This window comes from Acinetobacter sp. DMC2 (genome assembly GCF_056314305.1).
The window spans coordinates 365,342-390,291 of record NZ_JBQUYP010000002.1 but is presented as its reverse complement, the minus strand read 5'-3'; the positions used below and the strand labels follow the sequence as shown (position 1 = coordinate 390,291).

Below are 24,950 nucleotides of genomic sequence, written 5' to 3'. Positions count from 1 at the left end.
TATGGCTAGTCATTATGAAATGTTCCCAGCAGTTGTTACTCATGTGGAGCAGCTAACCCCTTTAATCAAACGGTTTACGTTCAAACGTCAAGATGGGCAGAACTTTCCTCGATTTAGTGGGGGAAGCCATATTATTGTCAAAATGAATGAACAGCTTTCAAATGCGTATTCATTGATGAGTTGTACACAAGATTTATCGACTTACCAAGTCTGTGTTCGTAAGGATGTGGAAGGTAAGGGCGGTTCGATTTTCATGCATGATCAGTGTAATGAAGGCTGTGAAATTCAGATTTCAGAACCAAAAAATTTATTTCCATTAGCTGAAACAGGCAATAAACATATTTTAATTGCAGGTGGTATTGGCATTACACCATTCTTGCCACAAATGGATGAGCTTGCAGCACGTGGTGCTGAGTTTGAGCTACATTATGCCTACCGTTCACCTGAACACGCGGCTTTGTTAAATGAGTTAAAGCAGAAACATGCTGATCATGTGTTTAGTTATGTTGACTCAGAAGGTTGCGCATTAAATTTGGATGAACTGATTTCATCACAACCTAAAGGTACACATGTCTATGTCTGTGGGCCGAAACCTATGATTGATGCTGTGATTGATTGCTGTAATAAGCATCGTTACCGCGATGAATATATCCACTGGGAACAATTTGCTTCAACAGTTCCAGAAGATGGTGAAGCGTTTACAGTGGTACTTGCTAAGTCTAAACAGGAAATTGAAGTACAAAGTAACCAGACCATTTTACAAGCCATCGAAACATTAAATATTGATGTGGAATGTTTATGTCGCGAAGGGGTTTGCGGTACATGTGAAACTGCTATTTTAGAAGGTGAAGCAGAGCATTTCGATCAATATCTCAGTGATGCAGAAAAGGCTTCACAAAAGAGCATGATGATTTGTGTATCAAGATCAAAAGGAAAAAAACTGGTATTAGATCTCTAATATATTTCTTTGGTTGATCAATTGTTTAAAGTATAAATTTGCTAAAAAATGAACAAATAATGATGATCTGAATCTTATTTGTTCATTTGATGGGATTTAGTGGTTTTGAACTCTTGACCTGCTATACAGAACTATAGATAATGCGCACACAGTTTACGGCTATGTAGCTCAGTTGGTTAGAGCACCGCACTCATAATGCGGGGGTCACAAGTTCAAGTCTCGTCATAGCCACCATTTTAAAAACCATGCTCATGCATGGTTTCTTTTTATCTGCTTTTTACATATTAAAATGTTTTTCAATCGTATCGAGTGTTTTTGAGCTTTGATAAAAAGGAGCTAAAAGCGTTTGTAATAACGGTTCTAAAATACCGTGTTCATTAAAGGCATTCATAACCTTCGGATAAAAACGTAAAGCTTCAGTTTGTAAGTCGCTTTCGGTTAAACCAATCTCACTTAATACTTCAAATAAACTCTGGTCTTTATAAAAGTCATAAAAAACTTCGACACCATACAAAATCAGATCTTGCATGAATTGCGATTGGCGTAATTCTTTCCAGTATTCGTAAATTAAAACAAAAAACTCTTCAACATCGAGAGGAGTGAGTTGCTTCATAAACTCATACATTTTTTTATATCTAATATCTTCCCACACATGGCGTACTAGGCTTTCTAAATCTTCACTCGATAAAAGACTTAATTCTGTGAGTTGCTCATGAATAAAGCTGGCAATCCAAGTTTCAAGTTTATGCTCAAGACGTTGTTGCTGTAGAAAGGAGAATTTTTTGAGTTTGTGTTGCCATTCAAAGTGATAGTCATCAACTCTAGATGCGCTTAGAAATTTTGGTAATTTTTGTTCTAATGTTGAAGTTGCAATGTATTGGCAAAGTTGTTGTACAGAAGGACTGCTTCTTAAAAACTGATTGAGATAAAGAGGAATATGTTCCATTTCTAAAAATTTGGAGAGCCACATTTCAAATTGGTGGTCAGATACCAAATCTTGTAGCTGAATTGGAGACTTCATGGCAGATAGATAAATACGCTGCGCAATTTCCCCAATAAACTCAAGTAAGCCAGCACCTAGCTGCATTTCAAAAGCATAACGTTTCACAACGGCTTGTAGTTGCTCTAAATCAACAACTTCATGAAGTTTTATTTCGTCAGCATGTTGCATAAACAGTTGAATGAACTGCTGGAAATAAATAGGTGAGTTTTCTATAGATAATTGTTTTTTGAAAAATTCCACCTGCTCAAGCAAAAGTGCTTGAGCAAGTGCTGTAGTTTTTGATGAGTTTTCCTGCTCAGTCATTCGCTGTCCAACCGTTGACAATCGGATAACGTCGTTCACGACTAAATGCACGAGAAGTAATCCTCGGCCCAATCGCGCCTTGACGACGTTTGTATTCATTACGATCAACTAAACGGATAACTTTTTCAACTACTTCTTTATCAAAACCTTTGGCAATAATATCTGCCTGACTTAAATCTTCTTCAATGTATGCGTAAAGAATGGCATCCAATACATCATATGCTGGTAAAGAGTCTTGGTCTTTTTGGTCTGGGCGAAGTTCTGCTGAAGGTGGGCGAGTAATAACACGTTCAGGAATAACAGGAGTTTCACTTAAGCTATTACGGTATTTTGCTAATTCAAACACGATAGTTTTATAAACATCTTTTAGAACTGCAAAGCCACCAACCATATCACCGTAAAGTGTACAGTAGCCAACTGAAAGCTCAGACTTGTTGCCAGTAGCGAGTACTAAATTACCAAATTTATTTGATAAGCCCATGAGTAAAGTGCCACGTGCGCGCGCTTGCAAGTTCTCTTCGGTCGCATCTGCTGGTGAGTTACCAAAGAAAGGATACAAGGTTTGCATAAAGCTATTTACAACTGAATGTATTTCAGCAATACCAAAAGTTACACCCATACGACGAGCTTGTTCTGCCGCATCTTCTACACTAATTTGGGAAGTATAAGTATAAGGCATCATTACGGCTTGTACTTTTTCTGCACCAATTGCATCAACAGCAATAGCAAGTGTAAGGGCAGAATCAATACCGCCAGATAAACCTAAAATTACACCGGGGAAACCTGAACGCTCTACATAGTCACGTGTTGCCAGAACTAAACCTTGATAGATCTCTGCAAATGTTTCTAAAGCAGGAGCTGATTCTGTGACTTTAAATGCTTTGTTTTTTGGATCAAATTCAGCGATGTAGAGGTCTTCTTTAAAGCTTGGTGCTTGTAAAGCAATTCCACCATCTTTATTGCTGACAAAACTTGTGCCATCAAAAATTAAATCATCTTGTCCGCCCACTTGGTTAACGTACACAATGTTGAGGTGAAGTTGTTTTGCAAGTTCACTCAAGGTTTGTGTACGGTGCTGAGGTTTACCGACTTCGTATGGCGATGCATTTAATACAAGAACAGTATCAACATTTAATTGGCTTAACTGTTTTACAGTATTAATTGACCAGATATCTTCGCAAATCAATACGCCAAACTTATGTCCAAGATATTCAAACACCAAATGCTGATTTCCTTTTTGGAAATAACGTTTTTCATCAAAGACGCCATAGTTTGGTAAATTGTGTTTGTTAAAAACACCCAGAACTTGACCGTCTTTCATGACAGCAGCAGAATTATAACGTTGACCATCTTCTGTCTGGTTCACAAATCCGAAAACCATGACAATATCTTTAACTTCGGCAAGTTGAGCAAAAGCCTTTTGCATACGTTTATTTAAATTTGGACGTAGCAATAAGTCTTCAGCTGGATAACCAATAACAGAAAGCTCGGGAAAAATAATCAGGTCAGCGTTTTGTTTTTTCGCCTGATTTACTTGCTCAATCATCTTTTTGGTGTTTGAGTCAATATTGCCAATATGCGGAGAAAACTGAGCAAGGGCAACTTTAAAACTTTTCATTCAAACCTAATCCTAGATCATAACGAATATAGATACACATAGTGTTGATTTTTATGGATATAATTTTTCAACGATGTGTATGATACGATATTAAACAATTAAAATAGTAAACAAAAATGTCAAGATCAATAATATATACCAATCACATATTTTCTGCGTAAAAATAACGAGATTTTCTGTATAGAATAGAAACAGGCTTCATTATTTTTATTGTTTGTATACTGCCTTATCACAAGCTAATTTGGAATAAGTCTTCTATATTTTTTTCAATAATTTGAAATGAATAAGTACGATTTCAGCGTCTAGATAGGTATTTCTGATTTATAAGAATTCTCATTTACATTAAGCAAGAAATGTTACGTTCAAAGCTAGATTGATTATTTAGTTACAAATCAAGTTGAGGTGAACAGATGATATTGGGGATTTTTCCGGAGCAAATGTCACGGGCAATTTCACCTTGTTGTTCAATGTTATAAGAGCTAAAAGCCTTGTGGGGAGAGTAGGTATATTTATAGGGGTTGTAACTTTTAAAGCTCAGATAATAGGCTGATTGCAGCAAGGCGCCTTTAAGTAGTACATGAATACCTTTTTGATACTGCATGACATGAGTGAGTTCGTGAATAAAAATACCCTGCATAAATCTAGATTCTAGAGCATAATTTTCACTGTAATCGGAAAGATTGACATAAATATTTCCGTTTGGAGCCATAAAAATACCGTAAGACTGCCAAGGAAGGTAGCGAGTAGCAATAATTTTAGGTTGCTCACAATTGAGCATGTCGCCAAAGACCATTTGTGCTAATACTTTTTCTTGAGCAGTCAAATGCCTAATTGGGTAGTTTTTTAAGTGACGGAAAATAAAAAGTGTAAGAAGAATAAATTGTTTGCGAATTAAGCGTTTAAAGGCATTAAAAAGTAGCATAGCTTTGCCATTAAATGAGTTCATCTATTTCTTTAGCATACTATAGGTTAGATATCGCGAAATAAAGAGGGGTGGTTATTCATTAGTTTTATCATTCTGTTTTAAAAGATAAAGCTTTAAATGGATCTAGTTTTCTTATTGCTGTGAATAAAAGAGTTCTTGGATAAGAAAAGCAAAAGCCCCAGTTAAAACTGAGGCTTTACGACAACTAAAATCACAACAGCAAATAAAATTAAGGTCGGCATTTCATTAAAGAAGCGCCAGAACTTATGTGATTTATAGTGAGCATTTCCGATAAGTTTTTTACGGTAGTAGCCACATACCAAATGGTAGATGACTAACAAAGCGACTAATCCAACTTTAAGGTAAAACCATGTTGCCTGATGATAATGTCGAGTTGCATCGCCCCAATCTACAAGAAAATGAGCAGTAATTAATGTGGCAATCATAGAAGGCCACATAATTCCACGATACAACTTACGTTCCATTACTTCAAAGCGTTGATGACTAGCAGCATCTTCACTCATAGCATGATAAACATATAGACGTGGTAAGTAGAACAAAGCAGCGAACCAACAAACCACGGCAATAATATGTAATGCTTTTACCCACAAAAAAGCATCAGAAGGTGCATCCATCGATAATCCTAGGTGGGATTATGCATCCCACTTCTTGAAAATAAGGCAAGCGTTAACGCCGCCAAAGCCAAAACTGTTACTCATTACAGTATTCAATTTTGCATCACGTTTTTCAAGTACGATATCAAACGGTTTTGCGCCTTCATCAAGTTCAGTTACATTGATGTTTGGTGCAATAAAGTCGTTTTGCATCATTAGAACAGAGTAAATAGCTTCTTGTACACCAGCTGCACCTAAGCTATGACCTGTCATAGATTTAGTTGAGCTAAGAGGGGGTACATTGCCTTCGCCAAATGCACGTTCCATTGCTTTAAGTTCTGTAATGTCACCAGCTGGAGTAGATGTACCATGTGTATTTACATAGTCAATTTTATCTACGCCATGTTGCTTAGCTTCTTCAAGCGCCATTAATACACAACGTGTAGCACCTTCACCGCTTGGAGCAACCATGTCTGCACCATCGCTGTTTGCAGCATAGCCAACGACTTCAGCTAAAATGTTGGCACCACGTGCTTGAGCGTGTTCAAGTGATTCAAGTACTACGAAACCACCACCGCCAGCAATAACAAAACCATCACGGTCTGCTGAATATGGACGAGATGCTGTTTCTGGAGTTTCATTATATTTTGAGCAAAGTGCACCCATTGCATCAAACAATAAACTTTGAGACCAATGATCTTCTTCACCACCACCAGCAAGCATAAGATCTTGTTTGCCGAGTTGAATAAGGTTGTACGCATAACCAATTGCGTCAGCAGAAGTTGCGCAAGCACTTGTAATTGTATGAGCAATACCTTGCAGTTTGAATGCAACACCTACGTTTGCAGTAATGGTGTTTGACATGTTGCGTGGTACGAAGAAAGGTCCTACTTTACGTGCACCTTTAGTTTCTAAAAGCTCTGTCATTTCAACGACAGATGCAGTTGAACCACCACCTGAACCGCCTGCGATACCGTAACGTGGATTACCACCGATTTGCTCAGCAGTAAGACCTGCATGTTCAACAGCAGCTACAGCAGCATTGTAAGCGTACATTGCACATACGCCCATAAAGCGTTTTAACTTACGGTCAATATGATCAAAATCTTGTTCTGCAGCAGCGCTCACATGACTTTTAAAATTGAGTTCAGCATAAGTTGGGTTAAAACGTGTCCCGGAGATTCCATTTTGAAGTGAATGAGTAACTGCTTCTAAAGAGTTACCGATACATGAGTTAATACCCATACCAGTGATTACAACACGTTTCATCTACAGGTCCCTTTATGGTGATATTAAGAGTCTATGGTGATCAACAGCTATGAAAACGAATAGGAGAATATAGCTGTAAGAAAACAAGACTCATGTTTTTTCGTTGTTAACATGATAGCAGAAAGGATTTTTATTTCTTATGGCAAATCTTTATGACAATTTTACATTTAAAAAAAATAACTAAATACATAGTATGTTGCATTTAGGGTTAACTAAAATACACACATTCAAGTTGAGATAAATCCACATTCCACCTAGTATTTATGTCTAATTAGATAAATTAAAAAATCGAGGTACTTGATGACAAAATTTAATAATAATCAATCTGACAATTTGTTTTCTCAGGTCTTCGGAGTGGCTAAAAAGCTCAGTTCTACAGGATTGAGTATCTTGCAACAGAACCAATCAGGTGACGTCAGTAAGGTAATTGAACCAATTCCAACTGGGAAAACAGTTGAAGGAAAATCGAGAACAAAAAGCCCATTTGAAGTTGAGCAATATGAAAGTCCTCAACAAATGCTGCGAGAACAATTGCCGAAAGTAACTCGTCAGGTCTTTGGGCGACATTTTACAAAAGTAAATGGTGTGGCTACATTTCTTTCCCCAGATTGGGATGAAAAAATCTCAGGTTATTTATTTGATTGGCTGAATGACTTTAGTTCAAAAAGCACCTTAACTGAAAAAATCCTAGAAGAAGCGGGTGCTAAAGATTTATTTGAGCTCACTAAAGATACGGGTCGTTCTCAACGTTTAAGTCAGGCACTTATCGAACAAAATAAATTAATTGCAACTGTGCAAGGTGCAATTACAGGCGTGTCGGGTGTAGTGGGTGCTGCTGTAGATATTCCTGTTTCACTTGTCTTGGTTTTAAGAACGATTTATCAGACAGGAAGATCACATGGCTTTGAACTTCTGGAAATTACAGACCAAGATGTTGTCGAGTTTATCTTTAAAGAAGTTGATATTAGTCTGATTGCTGAAAAGCAAACTTTATTGATAGCTTTAAAAACATTACGGAATATGTTGGAAACGCAAGATATTCATCAATTTCAGCAAGTGTTAGGTTCAACTACCGATTTTGATACTTTAAAGAACTGGCTAGTCGATGAAGATGGGGAGTTTAAATGGGGGTGGTTAAACCGTATTCCTAAACTTTCAGCCTTTGGCAAAGTTACACCAGTTGCTGGTGCTGTTTTAAGCGCCGTATATAGTTGGAAACTACAAGAAGATGTTGGTCATAAAGCACAAGCCATTTTTGGTGCGGCAAGACATTATTTAAATGAACATCCAAGTGAGCATTTATCTCCGCTGCAGGCCTATTATGCTGCGGTAACGCTCATCCAGAAAGCTAGTCCTCGTCTTTTAAATGTGGGTGAAGATGGCAATATTCATGCCGCACATCATCATAAAGTAGAAAACCATGATGTCATTTCAAAAGTATCTATTGTTTTAAAGCCTACAGAAAGTAAAAAGAGTGAAGAAAAAATTCAGGAAAATGTTCACCAAGGTATCGAGCAACTTGCTGATAAACATGTTGAGGAACATGAGCATACTGAGCAAAAACCTGCTTTAACTCCTGAGGAAGATGAAGAAGAGTTGAATGATAAAAAATACTCTTAACAATACGCTTACAAATAAGAGGTTTAAAAATAAGATTTAAACTCTATTTAGATTTGTAAGTTATCCTGTCAAAGATTGATATGGTCAACATTTGGTAAGTATTGCCGTGTTGACCATTTTTGCATCTTAGCTTACAATTATGTGCCCTTAAAAAGAGGTATTTTCTTTTTAAGGTTTTTTAATAACGGGAGAATTGCCATATGGCAACAACGAATCAGTTGATCCGTAAGGGTCGTACGACTTTGGTTGAAAAATCCAAAGTTCCTGCGTTGAAGGCTTGTCCACAACGTCGTGGTGTTTGTACACGTGTTTATACAACTACACCTAAAAAACCTAACTCAGCTATGCGTAAGGTTTGCCGTGTTCGCTTAACTTCAGGTTTTGAAGTATCTAGCTACATCGGTGGTGAAGGTCATAACCTACAAGAGCACAGTGTTGTTCTTATCCGTGGTGGTCGTGTTAAAGACTTACCAGGTGTACGTTACCATACCGTTCGTGGTTCATTAGACTGTGCTGGTGTTAAAGATCGTAATCAATCACGTTCTAAATACGGTACTAAGCGTCCTAAGAAGTAATTCTAGGAAACTAGTCCAATAAGCCCTTTAGCGTTTCGCTTGTTTGAATTCTTCATAGATTTGTAATTCAAGCGACGTATAGTAAGGCCAGCGTCGTGTACATGACACTTGTACAAACTGCTGGATTATCCTGAAGTGTCATATTATTAGGTGTATTAAAATGCCAAGACGTCGCGTAGTCGCTGCTCGTGAGATCCTTCCAGATCCAAAATTTAGCAGCCAAACAATCGCTAAATTCATGAACCACGTAATGCAAGATGGTAAAAAATCTGTTGCTGAAGGTATCGTTTACGGTGCTTTAGAACGTGTTCAAGAAAAAAACAAAGTAGACCCAGTTGAATTTTTCGAGACTACTCTTGAAAAAGTTCGTCCTATGGTTGAAGTAAAAGCACGCCGTGTTGGTGGTGCTACTTATCAAGTACCTATGGAAGTACGCCCATCCCGTCGTACTGCCTTAGCTATGCGTTGGTTAGTAGATGCTGCTGCTAAGCGTTCTGAAAAAACGATGGCTTTACGTCTTGCTGGTGAGTTGCTTGATGCAGCTGAAGGTAAAGGTGCAGCAATCAAAAAACGTGAAGATGTGCACCGTATGGCTGAAGCTAACAAAGCCTTCTCTCACTACCGTTTCTAAGCGGATAAAACAGGCCTTATTCAGGAGAATATTCATGCGTACAGCAGCTCGATTCAACATTGCTCTTTATCAAAGTGGGAGCTTTGCAGGTATTTAAGTTGCCTGTTTGGATATTCGCGCGCATCAATTTAATTGGTGCGTCCTGTTTTAAATATAACATTTAGGAATGTAGACATCATGGCTCGCCAAACCCCAATTACTCGTTACCGTAACATCGGTATTTCTGCGCACATTGACGCAGGTAAAACAACTACAACTGAACGTATTTTGTTCTACACAGGTGTATCTCACAAAATTGGTGAAGTACACGACGGTGCAGCAACAATGGACTGGATGGAACAAGAGCAAGAGCGTGGTATTACAATTACCTCTGCTGCTACAACTTGTTTCTGGTCTGGTATGGGTAACCAATTCGAACAACACCGTATCAACGTAATTGACACCCCGGGACATGTAGACTTCACAATCGAAGTTGAACGTTCTATGCGTGTTCTTGACGGTGCGTGCATGGTTTACTGTGCTGTAGGTGGTGTACAACCTCAGTCTGAAACTGTATGGCGTCAAGCGAACAAATATAAAGTGCCTCGTTTAGCATTCGTGAACAAGATGGACCGTACTGGTGCAAACTTCTTCCGTGCTGTTGAGCAAGTTAAAACTCGTTTAGGTGGTAATCCTGTTCCTATCGTTGTGCCAATTGGTGCTGAAGATACATTCCAGGGTGTTGTTGACCTTATCGAAATGAAAGCGATTATCTGGGATGAAGCATCTCAAGGTATGAAGTTTGAATATGCTGACATCCCAGCTGACCTAGTTGATACGTCTAACGAATGGCGTACAAAAATGGTTGAAGCTGCGGCTGAAGCTTCTGAAGAATTAATGGACAAGTACCTTGAAGAAGGTGATCTTTCTAAAGAAGAGATCATTGCAGGTTTACGTGCTCGTACATTAGCTTCTGAAATTCAAGTAATGCTTTGTGGTTCAGCGTTCAAAAACAAAGGTGTTCAACGTATGTTGGATGCTGTAATTGAATTCTTACCATCACCTACAGAAGTTAAAGCGATCGAAGGTATCCTTGACGACAAAGACGAAACTAAAGCGTCTCGTGAAGCATCTGACGAAGCTCCGTTCTCTGCGCTTGCGTTCAAAATCATGAACGACAAATTCGTAGGTAACTTAACATTCGTACGTGTTTACTCTGGTGTTCTTAAACAAGGTGATCCGGTTTATAACCCAGTTAAATCTAAGCGTGAACGTATCGGTCGTATCGTGCAAATGCATGCGAACGAACGTCAAGATCTTGATGAAATCCGTGCAGGTGATATCGCAGCGTGTGTAGGTCTTAAAGACGTTACTACTGGTGATACATTATGTGATGAGAAAAACATCATTACTCTTGAACGTATGGAATTCCCAGAGCCAGTAATTTCATTGGCTGTTGAACCAAAAACTAAAGCAGACCAAGAAAAAATGTCTATCGCTTTAGGTCGTTTGGCTAAAGAAGATCCATCGTTCCGCGTTCGTACAGACGAAGAATCTGGTCAAACAATTATTGCTGGTATGGGTGAGCTTCACCTTGACATCATCGTTGACCGTATGAAGCGTGAATTCGGTGTTGAAGCGAACATTGGTAAACCAATGGTTGCTTACCGTGAAACGATCAAAAAGTCTGTTGAACAAGAAGGTAAGTTCGTACGTCAAACTGGTGGTAAAGGTAAGTTTGGTCACGTATATGTACGTCTTGAACCGCTTGATGTTGAAGAAGCTGGTAAAGAATACCAATTCGTTGAAGAAGTTGTTGGTGGTGTAGTACCTAAAGAATTCTTTGGCGCGGTTGACAAAGGTATTCAAGAACGTATGAAGAATGGTGTATTGGCTGGTTACCCTGTTGTGGGTATCAAAGCGACATTATTCGATGGTTCTTACCATGATGTCGACTCTGATGAATTGTCGTTCAAAATGGCTGGTTCATACGCTTTCCGTGACGGTTTCATGAAAGCTGATCCTATCCTTCTTGAACCAATCATGAAAGTTGAAGTAGAAACTCCAGAAGACTACATGGGCGATATCATGGGTGACTTAAACCGTCGTCGTGGTATGGTTCAAGGTATGGATGATCTTCCTGGTGGAACTAAAGCAATTAAAGCAGAAGTTCCATTGGCTGAGATGTTTGGTTACGCGACTCAAATGCGTTCTATGTCTCAAGGTCGTGCGACTTATTCTATGGAATTCGCTAAATACGCTGAAACTCCACGTAACGTGGCTGAAGGCATCATCGCTAAGTTCCAGACTGGCGGTAAAAAAGGTGACGACGAGTAATCTTTCGATTACTATAAGCCCAAACTAATTCTTAGTTAAAAACCAAGCGCTCGTGCAGTGACCCTGCATGAGCAGTTTATAAAGGAAGATCATCATGGCTAAAGCCAAGTTTGAACGTAATAAGCCACACGTAAACGTGGGCACAATTGGTCACGTTGACCATGGTAAAACAACTTTAACTGCTGCGATTGCAACTATTTGTGCAAAAACTTACGGCGGTGAAGCGAAAGATTACTCACAAATCGACTCAGCACCTGAAGAAAAAGCACGTGGTATTACAATTAATACTTCACACGTAGAATACGATTCTCCAATCCGTCACTACGCTCACGTAGACTGCCCGGGCCACGCCGATTATGTTAAAAACATGATTACTGGTGCTGCTCAGATGGACGGCGCGATCCTTGTATGTGCTGCGACTGATGGTCCAATGCCACAAACTCGTGAACACATCCTTCTTTCTCGTCAGGTTGGTGTACCTTACATCATCGTATTCTTGAACAAGTGTGACCTTGTTGATGATGAAGAATTACTTGAATTAGTAGAAATGGAAGTTCGTGAACTTCTTTCTACTTATGACTTCCCAGGTGATGACACTCCTGTTATCCGTGGTTCAGCTCTTGCTGCTCTTAACGGTGATGCTGGTCAATATGGCGAGTCTTCAGTTCTTGCTCTTGTTGAAGCGCTTGACTCTTACATTCCAGAACCAGAACGTGCTATCGACAAAGCATTCTTAATGCCAATCGAAGACGTATTCTCAATTTCTGGTCGTGGTACTGTAGTAACAGGCCGTGTAGAAGCTGGTATCGTTAAAGTTGGTGAAGAAGTAGAGATCGTTGGTATTAAAGATACAGTTAAAACAACTGTAACTGGCGTAGAAATGTTCCGTAAACTTCTTGACGAAGGTCGTGCGGGCGAGAACTGTGGTGTTCTTTTACGTGGTACTAAGCGTGAAGACGTACAACGTGGTCAAGTACTTGCTAAACCAGGTACAATCAAGCCGCACACTAAATTCGATGCAGAAGTATACGTACTTTCTAAAGAAGAAGGTGGTCGTCATACTCCATTCCTTAACGGTTACCGTCCACAGTTCTACTTCCGTACAACTGACGTAACTGGCGCAATCCAATTACAAGACGGCGTTGAAATGGTTATGCCAGGTGACAACGTTGAAATGTCAGTAGAATTAATCCACCCAATCGCAATGGACCCAGGTCTACGTTTTGCGATCCGTGAAGGTGGTCGTACTGTAGGTGCTGGTGTTGTTGCGAAAGTAACTGCATAATCACTTTCAGTGAAAAAAAGCGCTCTTTTTAGAGCGCTTTTTTTATATTTAATTGTCTAACAATCACTATTAAAGCTGGCCTTAACTGATATTTCAATGTCCTTATTTACCCTTAATCCTTTTTATGAAATTTGTATGATAAGAATCAAGAAAACGAACAATAAAGTTTGAGTAATTTGGATTACTTAATAAGGAGCTTTGGGTATGAATGCTAAAGTGAATATTACTAATCGTGCAGGGGCGAGCTTTCCTGTACGTCGTATGAACTTTGACTTTAATGATGTACCAGAATATTGGATGAATGGTTCTGCTGGACTAACACACTTTATGACAGCATTGTCGGCCTTGTTTCCGGCAGGTGAAAAATTCTTCATAGATAGTGTACGTGCTGTACGTTATCACCCATCAATTAAAGATGATGAAGCATTGCAAAAAGAGATTAGTGCCTTCATTGGGCAAGAAGCAATGCATACTCAAGAGCATGTAAATTTTAATGCTTCTGCTCAAAAGTTTGGTCACGATGTAGAAACACTAGAGAAGTTTACCGACACGGCGATTCAAACAGCAATTAAAACTTTTGTAAAAATTGTTAAACCTTTCGGTATGACCAAAGAAATGGTTGATCTGACAGCTACAACAGCACTTGAACATTTTACGGCTACTATAGCTTCACAGTTATTAGTTAATAAACACATTCAAGAGTTGATGACAGATGAGACAATGTCAACCATGTGGTATTGGCATGCTATCGAAGAAAATGAGCATAAAGCTGTAGCTTTTGACGTATACGAAGGTGTATTTGGTAAAGGTGTAAAAGCTTATGCTTTACGTACGAGTTCACTAGTATTTGCTATGACTTTAATCTTTTTGATTCAATCATCTTTTGTACTTCGTTTATTAAAGCAAGACAATAAGTTGAATTTAACTGAACTATCAGTAATTTATAAATACGGATATAGCCCATCTAAAGGCATTATTAGTGGTATGGCTAAAGAAATGTTAGCTTACTTTAAACCCGGTTTTCACCCAAATGACCTAGATACAGTTAGTCTATTGAAAACATGGAAAGCAAAATTAGGTTTGTAATTTAAATCTATGTTGATTTGAAAGGGCTCATGAGTAGCCCTTTTTCTTTTTAAGTATTATTTGCTAACCATAACTATCAGTAAGTCTATGCACCTTTATGGGGTTATTAATGACCTCATCTGATATTTCTCTGTCCTCATCTGCACTTAATTGGTACACCGAAAGACGTATGATTATAAATATTAAGAAAATAAATAAAGTTATATGTGAATTAGCTATTCACTTAAAAGGAGTCTGAGATGAATGCTAAGGTAAATATTTCCAATCGTGCTGGTGCTAGTTTCCCTGTGCGTCGTATGGACTTTGAATTTACTCAGGTCCCACGCTATTGGGCGAATTATGATGCGGCATTAACACATTTTATGACAGCATTATCGGCCCTTTTCCCAGAAGGTGAGCAGTTCTTTGTAAATAGTACTCGTGCTGTTCGAAATGATCCAAAGCTTGCTGATCCAGATCTTCAAAAAGAAATTAGCGCTTTTATTGGTCAAGAAGCGATGCATTCGAAAGAGCATTTAGCATTTAATGCTTCAGCGCAAGCTTATGGTTATGATGTTCGCCATATGGAAAAGCAAACAGGAAAAGTCATTAAGATGGGTACGGCTGTTGTAACCAAATTAATGAAACCTTTTGGCTACACTAAAGAAATGATTGATTTAACAGGGACATGTGCGCTAGAACATTTTACCTCTACCATTGCAGCTGAACTTTTACAGAACCCTGAAATTCAGGCGATGTTCCAAGATGACACAATGTATCATTTATGGATGTGGCATGCAGTTGAAGAAAATGAACATAAAGCTGTGGCATTTGATGTGTACACAAGCATGTATGGGCAAGGTCCGAAAGCTTATTTCATGCGTTCAACAGCTTTAATTATTGCAATGGCATTAATTTTTGCAACTCAGACACATTTTACCGCCAAGCTATTAAAAACCGATGGAAAGTTAACTTGGAAAGACACGAAGTACATGCTTAAGTTTATGTATGGTCGTAAAGGTTTTATGACACGTCAAATTCCAGAGTTACTTGATTTCTTAAGACCAAAATTTCATCCAAATGATTCTGATACTACAGCGCTGTTAGCAACTTGGCGTGAAAAACTAGGTCTCTAAAAAGGATAGTAAAAAAGGGCAATTTAATTGTCCTTTTTTTTACTCGTTTTTTCTTGTGAAGTTTTTATAATACGCATTACTTTAGAACTTTGATTGTGCTGAACCCCATGATTCGTATTATGCAAAACACTGATGTTGATATTGTTGTACAAATCGAAAAATCAGTGCAAACACACCCATGGTCAAAACAGCAATTTATTGAATCTTTGAATTCTTATCAATGTACAGTGATTGAGTCACAAAACAGAGTGGTGGGTTTTTGTATTTTACAGCCTGTTTTAGATGAAGCGAATTTATTGCTCATGGCAATTGATCCTAAAATGCAAGGGCAGGGCTTAGGATATGAATTATTAAATGCATCAATTGATCAATTAAAAAATCACCCAGTGCAAATCTTTTTAGAAGTTCGTGAAAGTAATAAAGCTGCTATCGGTTTATACGAAAAAACAGGCTTTCACCAAATTGACCTGCGCCGCAATTATTATCCTACTCAAGAAGGCGGGCGGGAACACGCAGTCATTATGGTAAAAACCTGCACAGATGATTTCGCATCTTTATTTAATGATTAAATTGTTCCATTCAGAAGGTAACGTTGTCATAAGCGACGTACCTAACTGTTGAATTTCTTCTGGTGACAATGATCGGTTTAAACGGCGCCATTGTCCATCGAGTAGAAGTTCTAAAGGAGTGTATTGCGACTTATAATTCATTTTGGCTGAGTGCGGCACCCAATATCCTAAATAAAGGTACTCTAAACCGAGCGATTTCACATATTCGATTTGGTTCAAAATAGAGTACACACCAAGTGATCTACGATGTTCATCTGGATCAAAGAAAGTATAGACTGCAGACAGTCCATCATCCATTAGATCGCAGGTAGACACACTGATTAAACGGTTATCTTTCCAAAGCTCTAAAAAGAAACTATCTGTACAACTATGGACTAAAAATTTTTCAAACTGATCTAAGCTAGGTGGAAACATATCGCCATCTGCATGGCGTTCATTAATATAGCGTTCGTATAAATCATAATGGATTTGTGCTGCCTGCCGCGTAGGCAGAACAGTCATGGTGAGATCTTGATTTCGTTTCCATGCTTTTTTTTGCATGCTGTTCATTTGGAAATCGGCCACTGGAACACGACAAGACAAACATTGTCGACATAAGTGACATTCAGGGCGATAAACAAAGTCACCACTACGGCGAAAGCCTAAACGAGAAAGTTCTGAAAGCGTGACCACATCAATTCGATGGATGGGGTCTAAAAACACCATGCGTGCAGATTTATTTTCTAAGTAGCTGCAATCATGAGGTGGAGTAATATAATACTGCAGATCATTTAAAAGGGACTTCGGGTGATATGATTTCATGATTGGTCCCTCCTGTTATCATTCCATTAATTTTGCATCTAATGCTATTGTTTTACTTGAAAATACACGTTCTTGATACTTTTTCCAATTGATAGAGGGGTGAATAATTACATCTTGTAACGATTTTAAGTAGTCTTGACGAGAAAGTGTACTGGCTCCCAGACTAATTAAGTGACTGTTTACGAGTTGGCAGTCTATCCATGGTAGCTGATTTTCTTGTCCAATCAGCATTAATGTATAAAAAGCCATTTTTGAAACATCAGTTTCATTACTAAACATTGATTCGCCGAAGCATCCTTTGCCAATCGTAATGCCGTATAGACCTCCTACAAGATCCTCTTGTTGCCAGACTTCAATACTGTAACCGTAGCCCGCGTTAAACATCTCGCAGTAACCTTGGATAATATCTTCGCTAATCCATGTTTCATCTGCATAACTTCTTGGTAGAGAGCAAGAGCGAATAACTTGTTCAAAGGCATGATTTACCGTAATGGTGTAATCGTACTTTTTCATGTTCCGAATGAGTGATTTACTTGGTTTATAGTTTTGAGGGTAGATCACGCAACGAGGTTCTGGGCTCCACCAGCAAATTGGCTCATCTTCATTAAACCATGGGAAAAGACCATGCGTATAAGCTTCATATAGCGTAGAAGGGGAGAGATCGGCTCCAATACAAATTAAACCATGCCCATCTGGATCGGCTTCAATAGGGTCAGGAAAAATGAATTGGGAAAGTGGAAGTGTATTCATAAAAACAAAATAAGATCAGCTTTAAGGTTATGCTATAAAAATTAATATATGTCAGCTAGTCATTATTCTAAAAAACAGCCGTTATAGGAACGGCTGTTTTTAAATTCTAGAAATCTATTAATTAAAGATTATCTAGATATTTTTCAGCATCTAGAGCCGCCATACAGCCAGACCCAGCAGAAGTAATCGCTTGGCGATAAATGCTGTCAGCGACATCACCAGCAGCAAAAACACCAGCTACAGAAGTCGCTGTTGCATTACCAGAGGTACCGCTTTGCACTTGGATGTAGCCATCACGTAGGTTTAATTGACCATCAAACATTCCAGTATTTGGTTTGTGGCCAATTGCAACGAATAGACCATGAACCTCTACGTCTTGCTTAGAGTCATCTTGAGTTGATTTAAGGCGAACACTTGTTACGCCAGTATTGTCACCCAATACTTCTTCAACTTCGTGATTCCAGATGATGCTGATTTTGCCTTCTTTTTCTTTGGCAAATAAGTGATCTTGCAAAATCTTTTCAGAACGTAAGCTATCACGGCGGTGTACTAGCGTTACATGTGAAGCAATATTTGATAAATAAAGCGCTTCTTCAACAGCAGTGTTACCACCACCTACAACCATTACTTTTTGGTTTTTGTAGAAGAAACCATCACATGTTGCACATGCGCTTACGCCTTGTCCCATAAAGTTTTGTTCAGACTCTAGGCCAAGATATTGAGCTGTAGCACCAGTTGCAATAATCAAAGCATCACATGTGTACTCTTCCATATCACCTTTTAGAAGAAAAGGACGTACGTTTAAATCCACTTCGTTAATATGGTCATAGACGAGTTCTGTACCAAAGCGTTCAGCATGTGCTTGCATACGATCCATTAATGCAGGACCTGTTAAACCTTCAGGATCGCCCGGCCAGTTGTCAACTTCGGTTGTTGTTGTAAGTTGCCCACCTAGTTGTAAACCTGCAATCAAAGTAGGTTTAAGGTTTGCACGTGCTGCATAGACAGCTGCACTATAGCCCGCAGGGCCAGAACCGAGAATAATTAACCGAGAATGACGAGCACTCATTGAGGGTATCCTTCTTTATTTCGAGAATTTTGAAAATTATACGTGAATTTGCCGATCAATAGCGTTAAATCAATGTGGATAATATTGATCAGGTCAATCGAATTAAGTTATATAACAATATAGAAGTGCCTCATGTTAACAACAACTGTAAAGAATCATGCACCTTTTTTGTAAGAACAGGTGCATAATATAAAGTTCATTCGTTGAAGATCTAGAATGTAGTTCTTCACATCTCTAAACCAATAATTAAATGGGTTACAGGACAGTATATGACTGCGGTGTCGAGTGTTTATGCACAGCGCTTATTGATGACATTATTCTTGGTTTCTTTTGGGATTTATATGTTTCTGGCAACAGTAACATATACACCATTTGATCCGGGCTGGATGCATATTTCCAGTGATACTCAGCAAGTATCCAATGCAAGTGGTATTGCTGGCGCATGGATTGCAGATTTGCTGTTTGGTTTTTTAGGATGGGCAAGTTTGCTTATTCCAATTTTCCTTTTTATTGAAGCAATACAAGTGTGGTGGCCACGTAGTTTTTTAAACCGCCCATTTCGTTATGCTGCACAATTTTTTTTAATTTTGGTTGTGTCTAGCCTGCTTTATTTACATTGGAATGTGCCGGCAGATACTTTAGATAATGCGGCTGGGGGAATTATTGGTTATGAGTTAGGTCAAAGCCTATCTCAATTGCTAACAATTTACGGTGCGACTTTATTCTTACTCGTTTTCGGAGTAGTTTTGTTTACTCTTGCATTTGGGGTGCAATGGAGCAAAACATGGGTTACGCTCAAAGCGACACCAAGCTATTTACAAGATTTATTTTATAAAAACGTATCACCAAACGAATCTGATTATGACTTAACAACTCAGCCTGCTAACAAAGCAGCGGCAGTTAAAGTTGCACAAAACACTGAAGCCAATGCTTCAGGTGAAAAAGAAGTGCCAGTTCAATCTGAAGCTACTCAGTCACAACTTACAGCAACACGACATGATGCGGTTGCTGAAAGATTATTTGCTGATGTATTAGCGAAAGAGCAGAGTCGTCCTGAACCTGTAGCAGTTGAGCCAGTTGCAAATACTCAAAACTTTGAACATACGCTTGAGCAAGCCCATAAGCTTGAAAAAGATAGCCAACGTTTAGTGGCTACGGGTGAAGTATGGCGTGCTTTACAACGTGATGATGCGAGCCATAAGCAAGAAATTGATGCACTTTTAAGAGCAGCTGATGATTCAACAGACCAAGCTCCTGCTCATGATCAATTCCAGCAAACTATTTCACAAGTTCATCAAACTCAACCTACAGTTAAACAAGACCTACATGGTCTTGACTGGAATGATGATGAAATTTTTGATGAGTTGCTTGCTGCGGTTCCAAACAGTAAAACTGCAACAGATGTGCATACACCATTTGTTCAAGATCAACATGTAGAAGTAGAACCAACTTCGCAATCTGTGAATATTGCGAATGAAACATCTTCACCTTTATCAAATTTAAATCAGTCACCTAAAAATTTAGCAAATGAACAAGTTTTTGAAGACTTTGATGATTTATTAATAGATGAAGATATTGCACCTGCTGAACCTGTCAGAGCAAGTAGTTATGCGCAATCTTCAGCATTTGTAAAAGCTCCAATTCAAACCACTATTCAAGCCGATAAACTTTCAAAAGAAGAGTTTATTGAGGCATGGCAGGAAACTGCTGGGAAACCTCAAGAAAATCTTGATATTGATGAAGATGATTTCGATTTAGATGCGCCATTAACAGATGCAGCTGGTCGACCAATGTCTCGTGCAATGCAGGTTGCTAAGAAGCGTTTGGATTTGCCAACTTTGCCAGGTCTGGATCTACTTGATAAGGTTGATCCAAATAAGAAAGTTAACTTCACTGAAGAGCAGCTTTCGCGCTTATCTGAATTACTTGAAATTAAGTTACAAGAATTTAATGTTAAGGCTCAAGTGGTTGAAGCTCAACCAGGACCGGTAGTTACCCGTTTTGAGTTAGATTTGGCACCAGGTGTTAAAGCATCTAAGGTAACCAATATTTCGCGTGACTTAGCCCGTTCAATGTCGATGGCATCTGTTCGTGTAGTGGAAGTCATTCCTGGTAAACCATATATTGGTATTGAAGTACCAAACAGTGCCCGTGAAATGGTGCGTTTGATTGAGCTATTGGAAACGCCAACATATCGCGATCCAAGTGCATTAATCAGTATGGCGATGGGTAAAGATATTTCAGGTAATCCAGTATTAACTGATTTAGCCAAAGCTCCACACATGCTAGTTGCTGGTACAACGGGTTCTGGTAAATCGGTTGCGGTAAACTCGATGATTTTATCGATGTTGCTTAAATATACACCTGACCAGTTGCGATTGATTTTAATCGATCCAAAACAACTTGAACTTGCCAACTATAATGATATTCCGCATTTATTAACTCCAGTTGTTACTGACATGAAAGATGCAGTAAGCGCATTGAACTGGTGTGTGAATGAAATGGAACGTCGTTATAAGCTGATGTCATTTCTTAAAATTCGTAAATTAAGTGACTACAACCGTAAAGTTGAAGAAGCAATTGCGAATGGGGAAGATCTAATTGACCCAACTTGGAAACCAAGTGATTCGGCGACACAAGAACGTGCACCTCGTTTAACACCATTACCATCTATTGTGATTGTGGCGGATGAGTTTGCCGACATGATTATGCAGGTGGGTAAAAAAGCAGAAGAAATGATTACGCGTTTAGCGCAAAAATCTCGTGCTGCGGGTATTCACCTATTGCTTGCAACTCAACGTCCATCTGTTGATGTCATTACCGGTTTGATTAAAGCCAATATTCCAACGCGTGTCGCATTACGTGTAAACAGTAAAATTGACTCGCGTACTATTTTGGATGCAGGTGGGGCAGAAGATTTGCTCGGTCATGGTGATATGCTGTTCTTGGGGCCGGGTAAAATTGAGCCTGAGCGTGTGCATGGTGCATTCATTAGTGATGATGAAGTCAACCGTATTTGTGATGCTTGGCGTGAACGTGGTGAGCCAGATTATGTCGACGAAATCTTGACTCCATTTGATGAAGAACCAACTTCACGTGGTTTTGAAGAGGGTGAGGGAGGTTCTGACCGTGATGCACTTTATGATCAATGTGTGTCATTTGTTTTAGAAACTCGTAAAGCTTCTACATCGTCACTACAGCGTAAATTTAGCCTTGGTTATAACCGTGCTGCCCGTATCATTGATCAAATGGAAGAGAACGGCATTGTGAGCGCAATGGGGCCTAATGGTAAGCGAGATATTTTAGTTTAAGAACTTATCCCTAAAAAAAGCCTCTCTGGAGGCTTTTTTTATAATTTGAATAAACTGAATCTATTTATAAAATGACTTAAAGATTTTAACGTATAGTAAAAAATGCTAATGTATTTTTCCTAAATAAATAACAACGAATTAAATCTGGAGGAAAACATGTTACTTGCTCTAATTACTTTAGCTTTTATCCATTTTTGTGCACTTATTACTCCAGGACCTGATTTTTTTCTTGTATCTCAAACAGCGATTAGTCGATCACGTAAAGACGCTATGTTAGTGGTGGGTGGTATCACAGCAGGGGTTATGTTTTGGGCTTGTTTGGCACTGATGGGATTAAATCTTATTTTTGAAAAAATGGCTTGGTTAAAGCAAGGTTTACTCATCGCCGGTGGCTTATATTTATGTTGGTTAGGCTATCAGATGTTGCGTTCGGCATTTTCAAAAAATCAGCAAGAAGATAATGTTGCTGTAGAGCTACCAAAAGCACCTTACCTATTTTTTATTAAAGGCTTGATAACCAATCTATCAAATCCTAAAGCTGTTATTTATTTTGGTAGTGTTTTCTCATTATTTTTAGCTAACCCCCAACTTGATCAGGTTCACTGGCTGCTCTTTATTATTGTCACAGTCGAAACAATTTTATGGTTCTGCTTTGTGACTTTTATTTTTTCATTACCAAGTTTTAGATCAGCTTATCGTAATTTTTCAAAATGGATTGATGGTATTTCAGGTGGTATTTTTACCGTATTTGGTATTTTCCTCATTGGTAATCGGTAAATTTAGATAAGAAAAAAGCCTCTTGAAGAGGCTTTTTATTTTAAGCAAACTTTGCTAGAACTTCTAAAAATGGTGCCGATTGACGCGGAAATTTGGCAATCACATCATGGATGCGTTGGCCTTCAGGGTCTTTGGCATTAATATCGCGTCCGTCCGCAATAAATTGAGTCAAAAGACGTTCATAGTCTGTTGGACGCATATGTTTGAATGCATGGTAGAGCACATGAAAATCTGCGTTCACACCCGCTGGCGGAAGTTGGTTGAGGTAGGCAAAAACACGCTCATCGGACCATTCTTCATTGAAAGTTGCTGGCTGTGATAATGCCATGACAATCTCCTCAGTTTTAAAAAAGGCAAAATAACTTGCGTTATTTTGCCTTGATTCTGTTTTATTGAATAGTCAGAAATAGAATTATCGTTCTTCAGGTAAATTGATATTCATTTCTAACATTTCGATATTAGCTTCAGAGCGAACCTGCATTTGGATATGCTGTTCACCTACACCGCTGACATAACGACTAACCACTTGCATGATTTCTTTCTTCATCTGATCAATCTTGTCTTGGCTTAAACGGCGGCCTAAACCTTGTTCAGAAGCAACAATAACTTTCAAACGATCTTTGGCAGTTTGAGCACTTGATGGTTTTTCTTCACTGCTAAATAATTTACTCCAGAATCCTGCCATATCTACGCTCCAAATAGTCGTGCTAACCAGCCTTTAGGTTGAGCTGTGATGTGTCTATAAGGACGGTCTTCACCAAGAAAGCGAGCAACCAAATCATCATAACCCTGACCAGCTTTAGTTTCTGAATACAGAATTACTGGCTTACCTTCGTTTGATGCTTGTAATACACTTGGACATTCAGGAATAACGCCTAATGTCGGTACGCGTAAAATATCTTTAGAAATATCATCAATGGTCAGCATTTCCTGACGGTCTGCGCGTTCAGGGTTGAAGCGTGTAATACATAAATGTTTACGTATACGTCCTTCGTTTTGTTCAACTTTTTTGGTTTTGCTATCTAACATACCAATAATACGGTCAGAGTCACGTACTGAAGAGATTTCAGGGTTTGTTACAATGATTGCTTCATCTGCATGATACATGGCTAAAATCGCACCACGTTCAATACCAGCAGGTGAGTCACAAATGATGTAATCAAATTCTTGAGATAGCTCATCAATAACACGAGCAACACCATCGTCGCTCAACGCATCTTTATCACGTGTTTGTGAAGCCGGTAAAATATAAAGGTTTTCGATATCTTTATCGCGAATAAGGGCTTGCTGCAGACGTGCTTCGTTGTTAATAACATTGACAAAATCATAAACAACACGACGCTCACAACCCATAATTAAATCAAGGTTACGTAAGCCTACATCAAAATCAATCACAACAGTTTTATGACCACGAAGGGCTAAACCTGTTGCAAAAGATGCGCTCGTTGTAGTTTTACCTACACCACCTTTGCCTGATGTTACGACAACAATTTTGGCCACCGAATCCACTCCTATTATGGTCATTCACCCTTAAAAGGGCTGTTTTTTGGTGATTTGCTTAATAAACTAAAGTTCAATCGCTTCGAATTCAAGCTCTTGCTTTTCATTTAAATAAATATGTACTGGCTTTTTTACCACATGTTTAGGGATATCATCTGCGACACAATACGTTCCGGCAATGGAAACGAGCTCAGCCTCTAAAGATTGGCAAAAAATGCGTGCAGCTGCGTGCCCGCCCGCACCAGCAATGACTCTACCACGAACTGTGCCATAAATATGTATATTTCCTGAAGCGATCACCTCGGAACCACTATTCATGCCAGCCTTTAAAATAATATCGCCGTTATCTTGTACAAGGGATTGGCCTGTACGCAAAATTTCATCATGATAAGAGGTAATATGAGCAACCGCTATCTTGTTTAGTGGTTTTTTTGTTTCTGCTGAAGACGATACAGGAGCGGTAGCAGGTTTTTCTACAATTGCGACTTGTTCTGTTGTGGCTTTAATACGCTGTAATGGTTGATCTGCTGGTAAAACAGGGAATTGAATAGCGCGAGCTTCATCTCCTAAAATGCCATCGATTACCGCCATAGGTTGTAGACCCAAGCTCACCAGAAGTTGAATTAATGCAATTAACTCTTGCTCAACCGTACTATCAATAATCACTAAAGTTCCTTGATAGGAACCTTCATTTAATATATTTGATAATTGCTGGCGGATCACATCATGATCATTGGTATCGAAGGTTATCCTGCTAAAGTTAACCATTCTGCCGGTAATCCGGATATCAGCCATAAGTCTTCCTTCAAGGCGTTAAAACGAGCTGTAATATCGTTAAGTTTATTGTAAATAGAG

Annotated in this window: 23 protein-coding genes and 1 tRNA gene; 12 read left to right on the top strand and 12 right to left on the bottom strand. The window is 38.8% G+C overall.

Annotated features, from left to right (window positions below; translation table 11 throughout):
• Window position 1 precedes the first annotated feature (1 nt).
• Both cntB and ACT53H_RS06145 read left to right on the top strand, forming a co-directional pair.
• Window positions 2-958: a carnitine monooxygenase, reductase subunit CntB gene (gene cntB / locus ACT53H_RS06150; protein WP_476008863.1), complete on the top strand. Its 957-nt coding sequence runs from the start codon at window positions 2-4 to the stop codon at window positions 956-958.
• A gap of 157 nt (window positions 959-1,115) precedes the next feature.
• Window positions 1,116-1,192, top strand: a tRNA-Met gene (locus tag ACT53H_RS06145).
• 43 nt (window positions 1,193-1,235) lie between these two features.
• Here the strand turns inward: ACT53H_RS06145 and ACT53H_RS06140 are convergent.
• The 5 genes from ACT53H_RS06140 to ACT53H_RS06120 all read right to left on the bottom strand — a co-directional run bounded on the left by ACT53H_RS06140 (window position 1,236) and on the right by ACT53H_RS06120 (window position 6,690).
• Window positions 1,236-2,264 (bottom strand): hypothetical protein, encoded by a 1,029-nt coding sequence (locus ACT53H_RS06140; protein WP_004794171.1) that lies wholly within the window; start codon window positions 2,262-2,264, stop codon window positions 1,236-1,238.
• Window positions 2,257-3,882, bottom strand: coding sequence for an NAD+ synthase (locus ACT53H_RS06135; protein ID WP_151964566.1), 1,626 nt, complete (start codon window positions 3,880-3,882; stop codon window positions 2,257-2,259). The genes ACT53H_RS06140 and ACT53H_RS06135 overlap by 8 nt, the downstream gene beginning before the upstream one ends.
• Window positions 3,883-4,267: 385 nt before the next feature.
• On the bottom strand, window positions 4,268-4,828 hold the full coding sequence (locus ACT53H_RS06130) for a hypothetical protein (RefSeq protein WP_004794167.1): 561 nt from the start codon (window positions 4,826-4,828) through the stop codon (window positions 4,268-4,270).
• 161 nt (window positions 4,829-4,989) lie between these two features.
• Window positions 4,990-5,442 carry a protoporphyrinogen oxidase HemJ gene (hemJ, locus tag ACT53H_RS06125; RefSeq protein ID WP_016142013.1) on the bottom strand — a complete coding sequence of 151 codons (453 nt, stop codon included), beginning with the start codon at window positions 5,440-5,442 and terminating at the stop codon, window positions 4,990-4,992.
• Window positions 5,443-5,460: 18 nt separating this feature from the next.
• Window positions 5,461-6,690, bottom strand: coding sequence for a beta-ketoacyl synthase N-terminal-like domain-containing protein (locus tag ACT53H_RS06120; RefSeq protein WP_004641618.1), 1,230 nt, complete (start codon window positions 6,688-6,690; stop codon window positions 5,461-5,463).
• Between the two features lie 300 nt (window positions 6,691-6,990).
• On the opposite strand from ACT53H_RS06120, the gene ACT53H_RS06115 reads away from it, so the two are divergent.
• From ACT53H_RS06115 to rimI, 8 genes are all read left to right on the top strand, one after another.
• Window positions 6,991-8,310, top strand: coding sequence for an EcsC family protein (locus ACT53H_RS06115; RefSeq protein ID WP_205668953.1), 1,320 nt, complete (start codon window positions 6,991-6,993; stop codon window positions 8,308-8,310).
• A 200-nt stretch (window positions 8,311-8,510) separates the two neighbouring features.
• Window positions 8,511-8,885, top strand: a complete 375-nt coding sequence (gene rpsL, locus ACT53H_RS06110) for a 30S ribosomal protein S12 (protein WP_002050319.1) — start codon at window positions 8,511-8,513, stop codon at window positions 8,883-8,885.
• Window positions 8,886-9,045: 160 nt separating this feature from the next.
• On the top strand, window positions 9,046-9,516 hold the full coding sequence (rpsG, locus tag ACT53H_RS06105; protein WP_004638185.1) for a 30S ribosomal protein S7: 471 nt from the start codon (window positions 9,046-9,048) through the stop codon (window positions 9,514-9,516).
• A 177-nt stretch (window positions 9,517-9,693) separates the two neighbouring features.
• Window positions 9,694-11,832 carry an elongation factor G gene (fusA, locus tag ACT53H_RS06100; RefSeq protein WP_005303124.1) on the top strand — a complete coding sequence of 713 codons (2,139 nt, stop codon included), beginning with the start codon at window positions 9,694-9,696 and terminating at the stop codon, window positions 11,830-11,832.
• A 94-nt stretch (window positions 11,833-11,926) separates the two neighbouring features.
• A complete protein-coding gene (gene tuf, locus ACT53H_RS06095) occupies window positions 11,927-13,117 on the top strand; it encodes an elongation factor Tu (protein ID WP_004794160.1) in 1,191 nt (396 codons plus the stop codon).
• 204 nt (window positions 13,118-13,321) lie between these two features.
• Window positions 13,322-14,203, top strand: coding sequence for a metal-dependent hydrolase (locus ACT53H_RS06090; protein WP_174741565.1), 882 nt, complete (start codon window positions 13,322-13,324; stop codon window positions 14,201-14,203).
• Between the two features lie 239 nt (window positions 14,204-14,442).
• Window positions 14,443-15,318: a metal-dependent hydrolase gene (locus ACT53H_RS06085; RefSeq protein WP_004794157.1), complete on the top strand. Its 876-nt coding sequence runs from the start codon at window positions 14,443-14,445 to the stop codon at window positions 15,316-15,318.
• Between the two features lie 107 nt (window positions 15,319-15,425).
• Complete coding sequence (gene rimI, locus ACT53H_RS06080; RefSeq protein ID WP_004794154.1) at window positions 15,426-15,887, top strand: ribosomal protein S18-alanine N-acetyltransferase; 462 nt, start codon at window positions 15,426-15,428, stop codon at window positions 15,885-15,887.
• Here rimI and ACT53H_RS06075 read toward each other — a convergent pair.
• The 3 genes from ACT53H_RS06075 to trxB form a co-directional block, all read right to left on the bottom strand.
• Entirely contained in the window at window positions 15,873-16,688 is an 816-nt protein-coding gene (locus tag ACT53H_RS06075; RefSeq protein WP_004703325.1) for an arginyltransferase, read from the bottom strand. The genes rimI and ACT53H_RS06075 overlap by 15 nt on opposite strands.
• Before the next feature lie 18 nt (window positions 16,689-16,706).
• A complete protein-coding gene (aat, locus tag ACT53H_RS06070; RefSeq protein ID WP_476008862.1) occupies window positions 16,707-17,438 on the bottom strand; it encodes a leucyl/phenylalanyl-tRNA--protein transferase in 732 nt (243 codons plus the stop codon).
• 121 nt (window positions 17,439-17,559) lie between these two features.
• The gene (trxB, locus tag ACT53H_RS06065) at window positions 17,560-18,507 is read right to left on the bottom strand and encodes a thioredoxin-disulfide reductase (protein ID WP_174759393.1); all 948 of its coding nucleotides are present in this window, start codon (window positions 18,505-18,507) and stop codon (window positions 17,560-17,562) included.
• Between the two features lie 269 nt (window positions 18,508-18,776).
• Between trxB and ACT53H_RS06060 the strand changes: the two genes are divergently transcribed.
• Window positions 18,777-21,818, top strand: coding sequence for a DNA translocase FtsK (locus ACT53H_RS06060; RefSeq protein ID WP_004794147.1), 3,042 nt, complete (start codon window positions 18,777-18,779; stop codon window positions 21,816-21,818).
• Window positions 21,819-21,974: 156 nt separating this feature from the next.
• A complete protein-coding gene (gene rhtC / locus ACT53H_RS06055) occupies window positions 21,975-22,595 on the top strand; it encodes a threonine export protein RhtC (RefSeq protein ID WP_111856004.1) in 621 nt (206 codons plus the stop codon).
• Between the two features lie 40 nt (window positions 22,596-22,635).
• Here rhtC and ACT53H_RS06050 read toward each other — a convergent pair whose 3' ends face one another.
• From ACT53H_RS06050 to minC, 4 genes are all read right to left on the bottom strand, one after another.
• The gene (locus ACT53H_RS06050; RefSeq protein ID WP_003653274.1) at window positions 22,636-22,923 is read right to left on the bottom strand and encodes a PA4642 family protein; all 288 of its coding nucleotides are present in this window, start codon (window positions 22,921-22,923) and stop codon (window positions 22,636-22,638) included.
• An 84-nt stretch (window positions 22,924-23,007) separates the two neighbouring features.
• Window positions 23,008-23,280 carry a cell division topological specificity factor MinE gene (gene minE, locus ACT53H_RS06045; protein WP_000896934.1) on the bottom strand — a complete coding sequence of 91 codons (273 nt, stop codon included), beginning with the start codon at window positions 23,278-23,280 and terminating at the stop codon, window positions 23,008-23,010.
• Window positions 23,281-23,282: 2 nt separating this feature from the next.
• Window positions 23,283-24,095 (bottom strand): septum site-determining protein MinD, encoded by an 813-nt coding sequence (minD, locus tag ACT53H_RS06040; RefSeq protein WP_004794144.1) that lies wholly within the window; start codon window positions 24,093-24,095, stop codon window positions 23,283-23,285.
• Between the two features lie 66 nt (window positions 24,096-24,161).
• Window positions 24,162-24,890 carry a septum site-determining protein MinC gene (minC, locus tag ACT53H_RS06035; protein WP_004794142.1) on the bottom strand — a complete coding sequence of 243 codons (729 nt, stop codon included), beginning with the start codon at window positions 24,888-24,890 and terminating at the stop codon, window positions 24,162-24,164.
• Between the last annotated feature and the right edge of the window lie 60 nt (window positions 24,891-24,950).

Excerpts from the sequence above, each read along its gene's own strand:
- ACT53H_RS06060 (WP_004794147.1), top strand. The coding sequence starts at position 18,777 with ATGACTGCGGTGTCGAGTGTTTATGCACAGCGCTTATTGATGACATTA.
- rimI (WP_004794154.1), top strand. The coding sequence starts at position 15,426 with ATGATTCGTATTATGCAAAACACTGATGTTGATATTGTTGTACAAATC.
- hemJ (WP_016142013.1), bottom strand. The coding sequence starts at position 5,442 with ATGGATGCACCTTCTGATGCTTTTTTGTGGGTAAAAGCATTACATATT.
- rhtC (WP_111856004.1), top strand. The coding sequence starts at position 21,975 with ATGTTACTTGCTCTAATTACTTTAGCTTTTATCCATTTTTGTGCACTT.
- cntB (WP_476008863.1), top strand. The coding sequence starts at position 2 with ATGGCTAGTCATTATGAAATGTTCCCAGCAGTTGTTACTCATGTGGAG.
- rpsG (WP_004638185.1), top strand. The coding sequence starts at position 9,046 with ATGCCAAGACGTCGCGTAGTCGCTGCTCGTGAGATCCTTCCAGATCCA.
- ACT53H_RS06115 (WP_205668953.1), top strand. The coding sequence starts at position 6,991 with ATGACAAAATTTAATAATAATCAATCTGACAATTTGTTTTCTCAGGTC.
- ACT53H_RS06135 (WP_151964566.1), bottom strand. The coding sequence starts at position 3,882 with ATGAAAAGTTTTAAAGTTGCCCTTGCTCAGTTTTCTCCGCATATTGGC.
- rpsL (WP_002050319.1), top strand. The coding sequence starts at position 8,511 with ATGGCAACAACGAATCAGTTGATCCGTAAGGGTCGTACGACTTTGGTT.
- aat (WP_476008862.1), bottom strand. The coding sequence starts at position 17,438 with ATGAATACACTTCCACTTTCCCAATTCATTTTTCCTGACCCTATTGAA.
- ACT53H_RS06120 (WP_004641618.1), bottom strand. The coding sequence starts at position 6,690 with ATGAAACGTGTTGTAATCACTGGTATGGGTATTAACTCATGTATCGGT.
- ACT53H_RS06090 (WP_174741565.1), top strand. The coding sequence starts at position 13,322 with ATGAATGCTAAAGTGAATATTACTAATCGTGCAGGGGCGAGCTTTCCT.
- fusA (WP_005303124.1), top strand. The coding sequence starts at position 9,694 with ATGGCTCGCCAAACCCCAATTACTCGTTACCGTAACATCGGTATTTCT.
- trxB (WP_174759393.1), bottom strand. The coding sequence starts at position 18,507 with ATGAGTGCTCGTCATTCTCGGTTAATTATTCTCGGTTCTGGCCCTGCG.
- ACT53H_RS06050 (WP_003653274.1), bottom strand. The coding sequence starts at position 22,923 with ATGGCATTATCACAGCCAGCAACTTTCAATGAAGAATGGTCCGATGAG.
- ACT53H_RS06075 (WP_004703325.1), bottom strand. The coding sequence starts at position 16,688 with ATGAAATCATATCACCCGAAGTCCCTTTTAAATGATCTGCAGTATTAT.
- ACT53H_RS06140 (WP_004794171.1), bottom strand. The coding sequence starts at position 2,264 with ATGACTGAGCAGGAAAACTCATCAAAAACTACAGCACTTGCTCAAGCA.
- minC (WP_004794142.1), bottom strand. The coding sequence starts at position 24,890 with ATGGCTGATATCCGGATTACCGGCAGAATGGTTAACTTTAGCAGGATA.
- ACT53H_RS06085 (WP_004794157.1), top strand. The coding sequence starts at position 14,443 with ATGAATGCTAAGGTAAATATTTCCAATCGTGCTGGTGCTAGTTTCCCT.
- tuf (WP_004794160.1), top strand. The coding sequence starts at position 11,927 with ATGGCTAAAGCCAAGTTTGAACGTAATAAGCCACACGTAAACGTGGGC.
- ACT53H_RS06130 (WP_004794167.1), bottom strand. The coding sequence starts at position 4,828 with ATGAACTCATTTAATGGCAAAGCTATGCTACTTTTTAATGCCTTTAAA.
- minE (WP_000896934.1), bottom strand. The coding sequence starts at position 23,280 with ATGGCAGGATTCTGGAGTAAATTATTTAGCAGTGAAGAAAAACCATCA.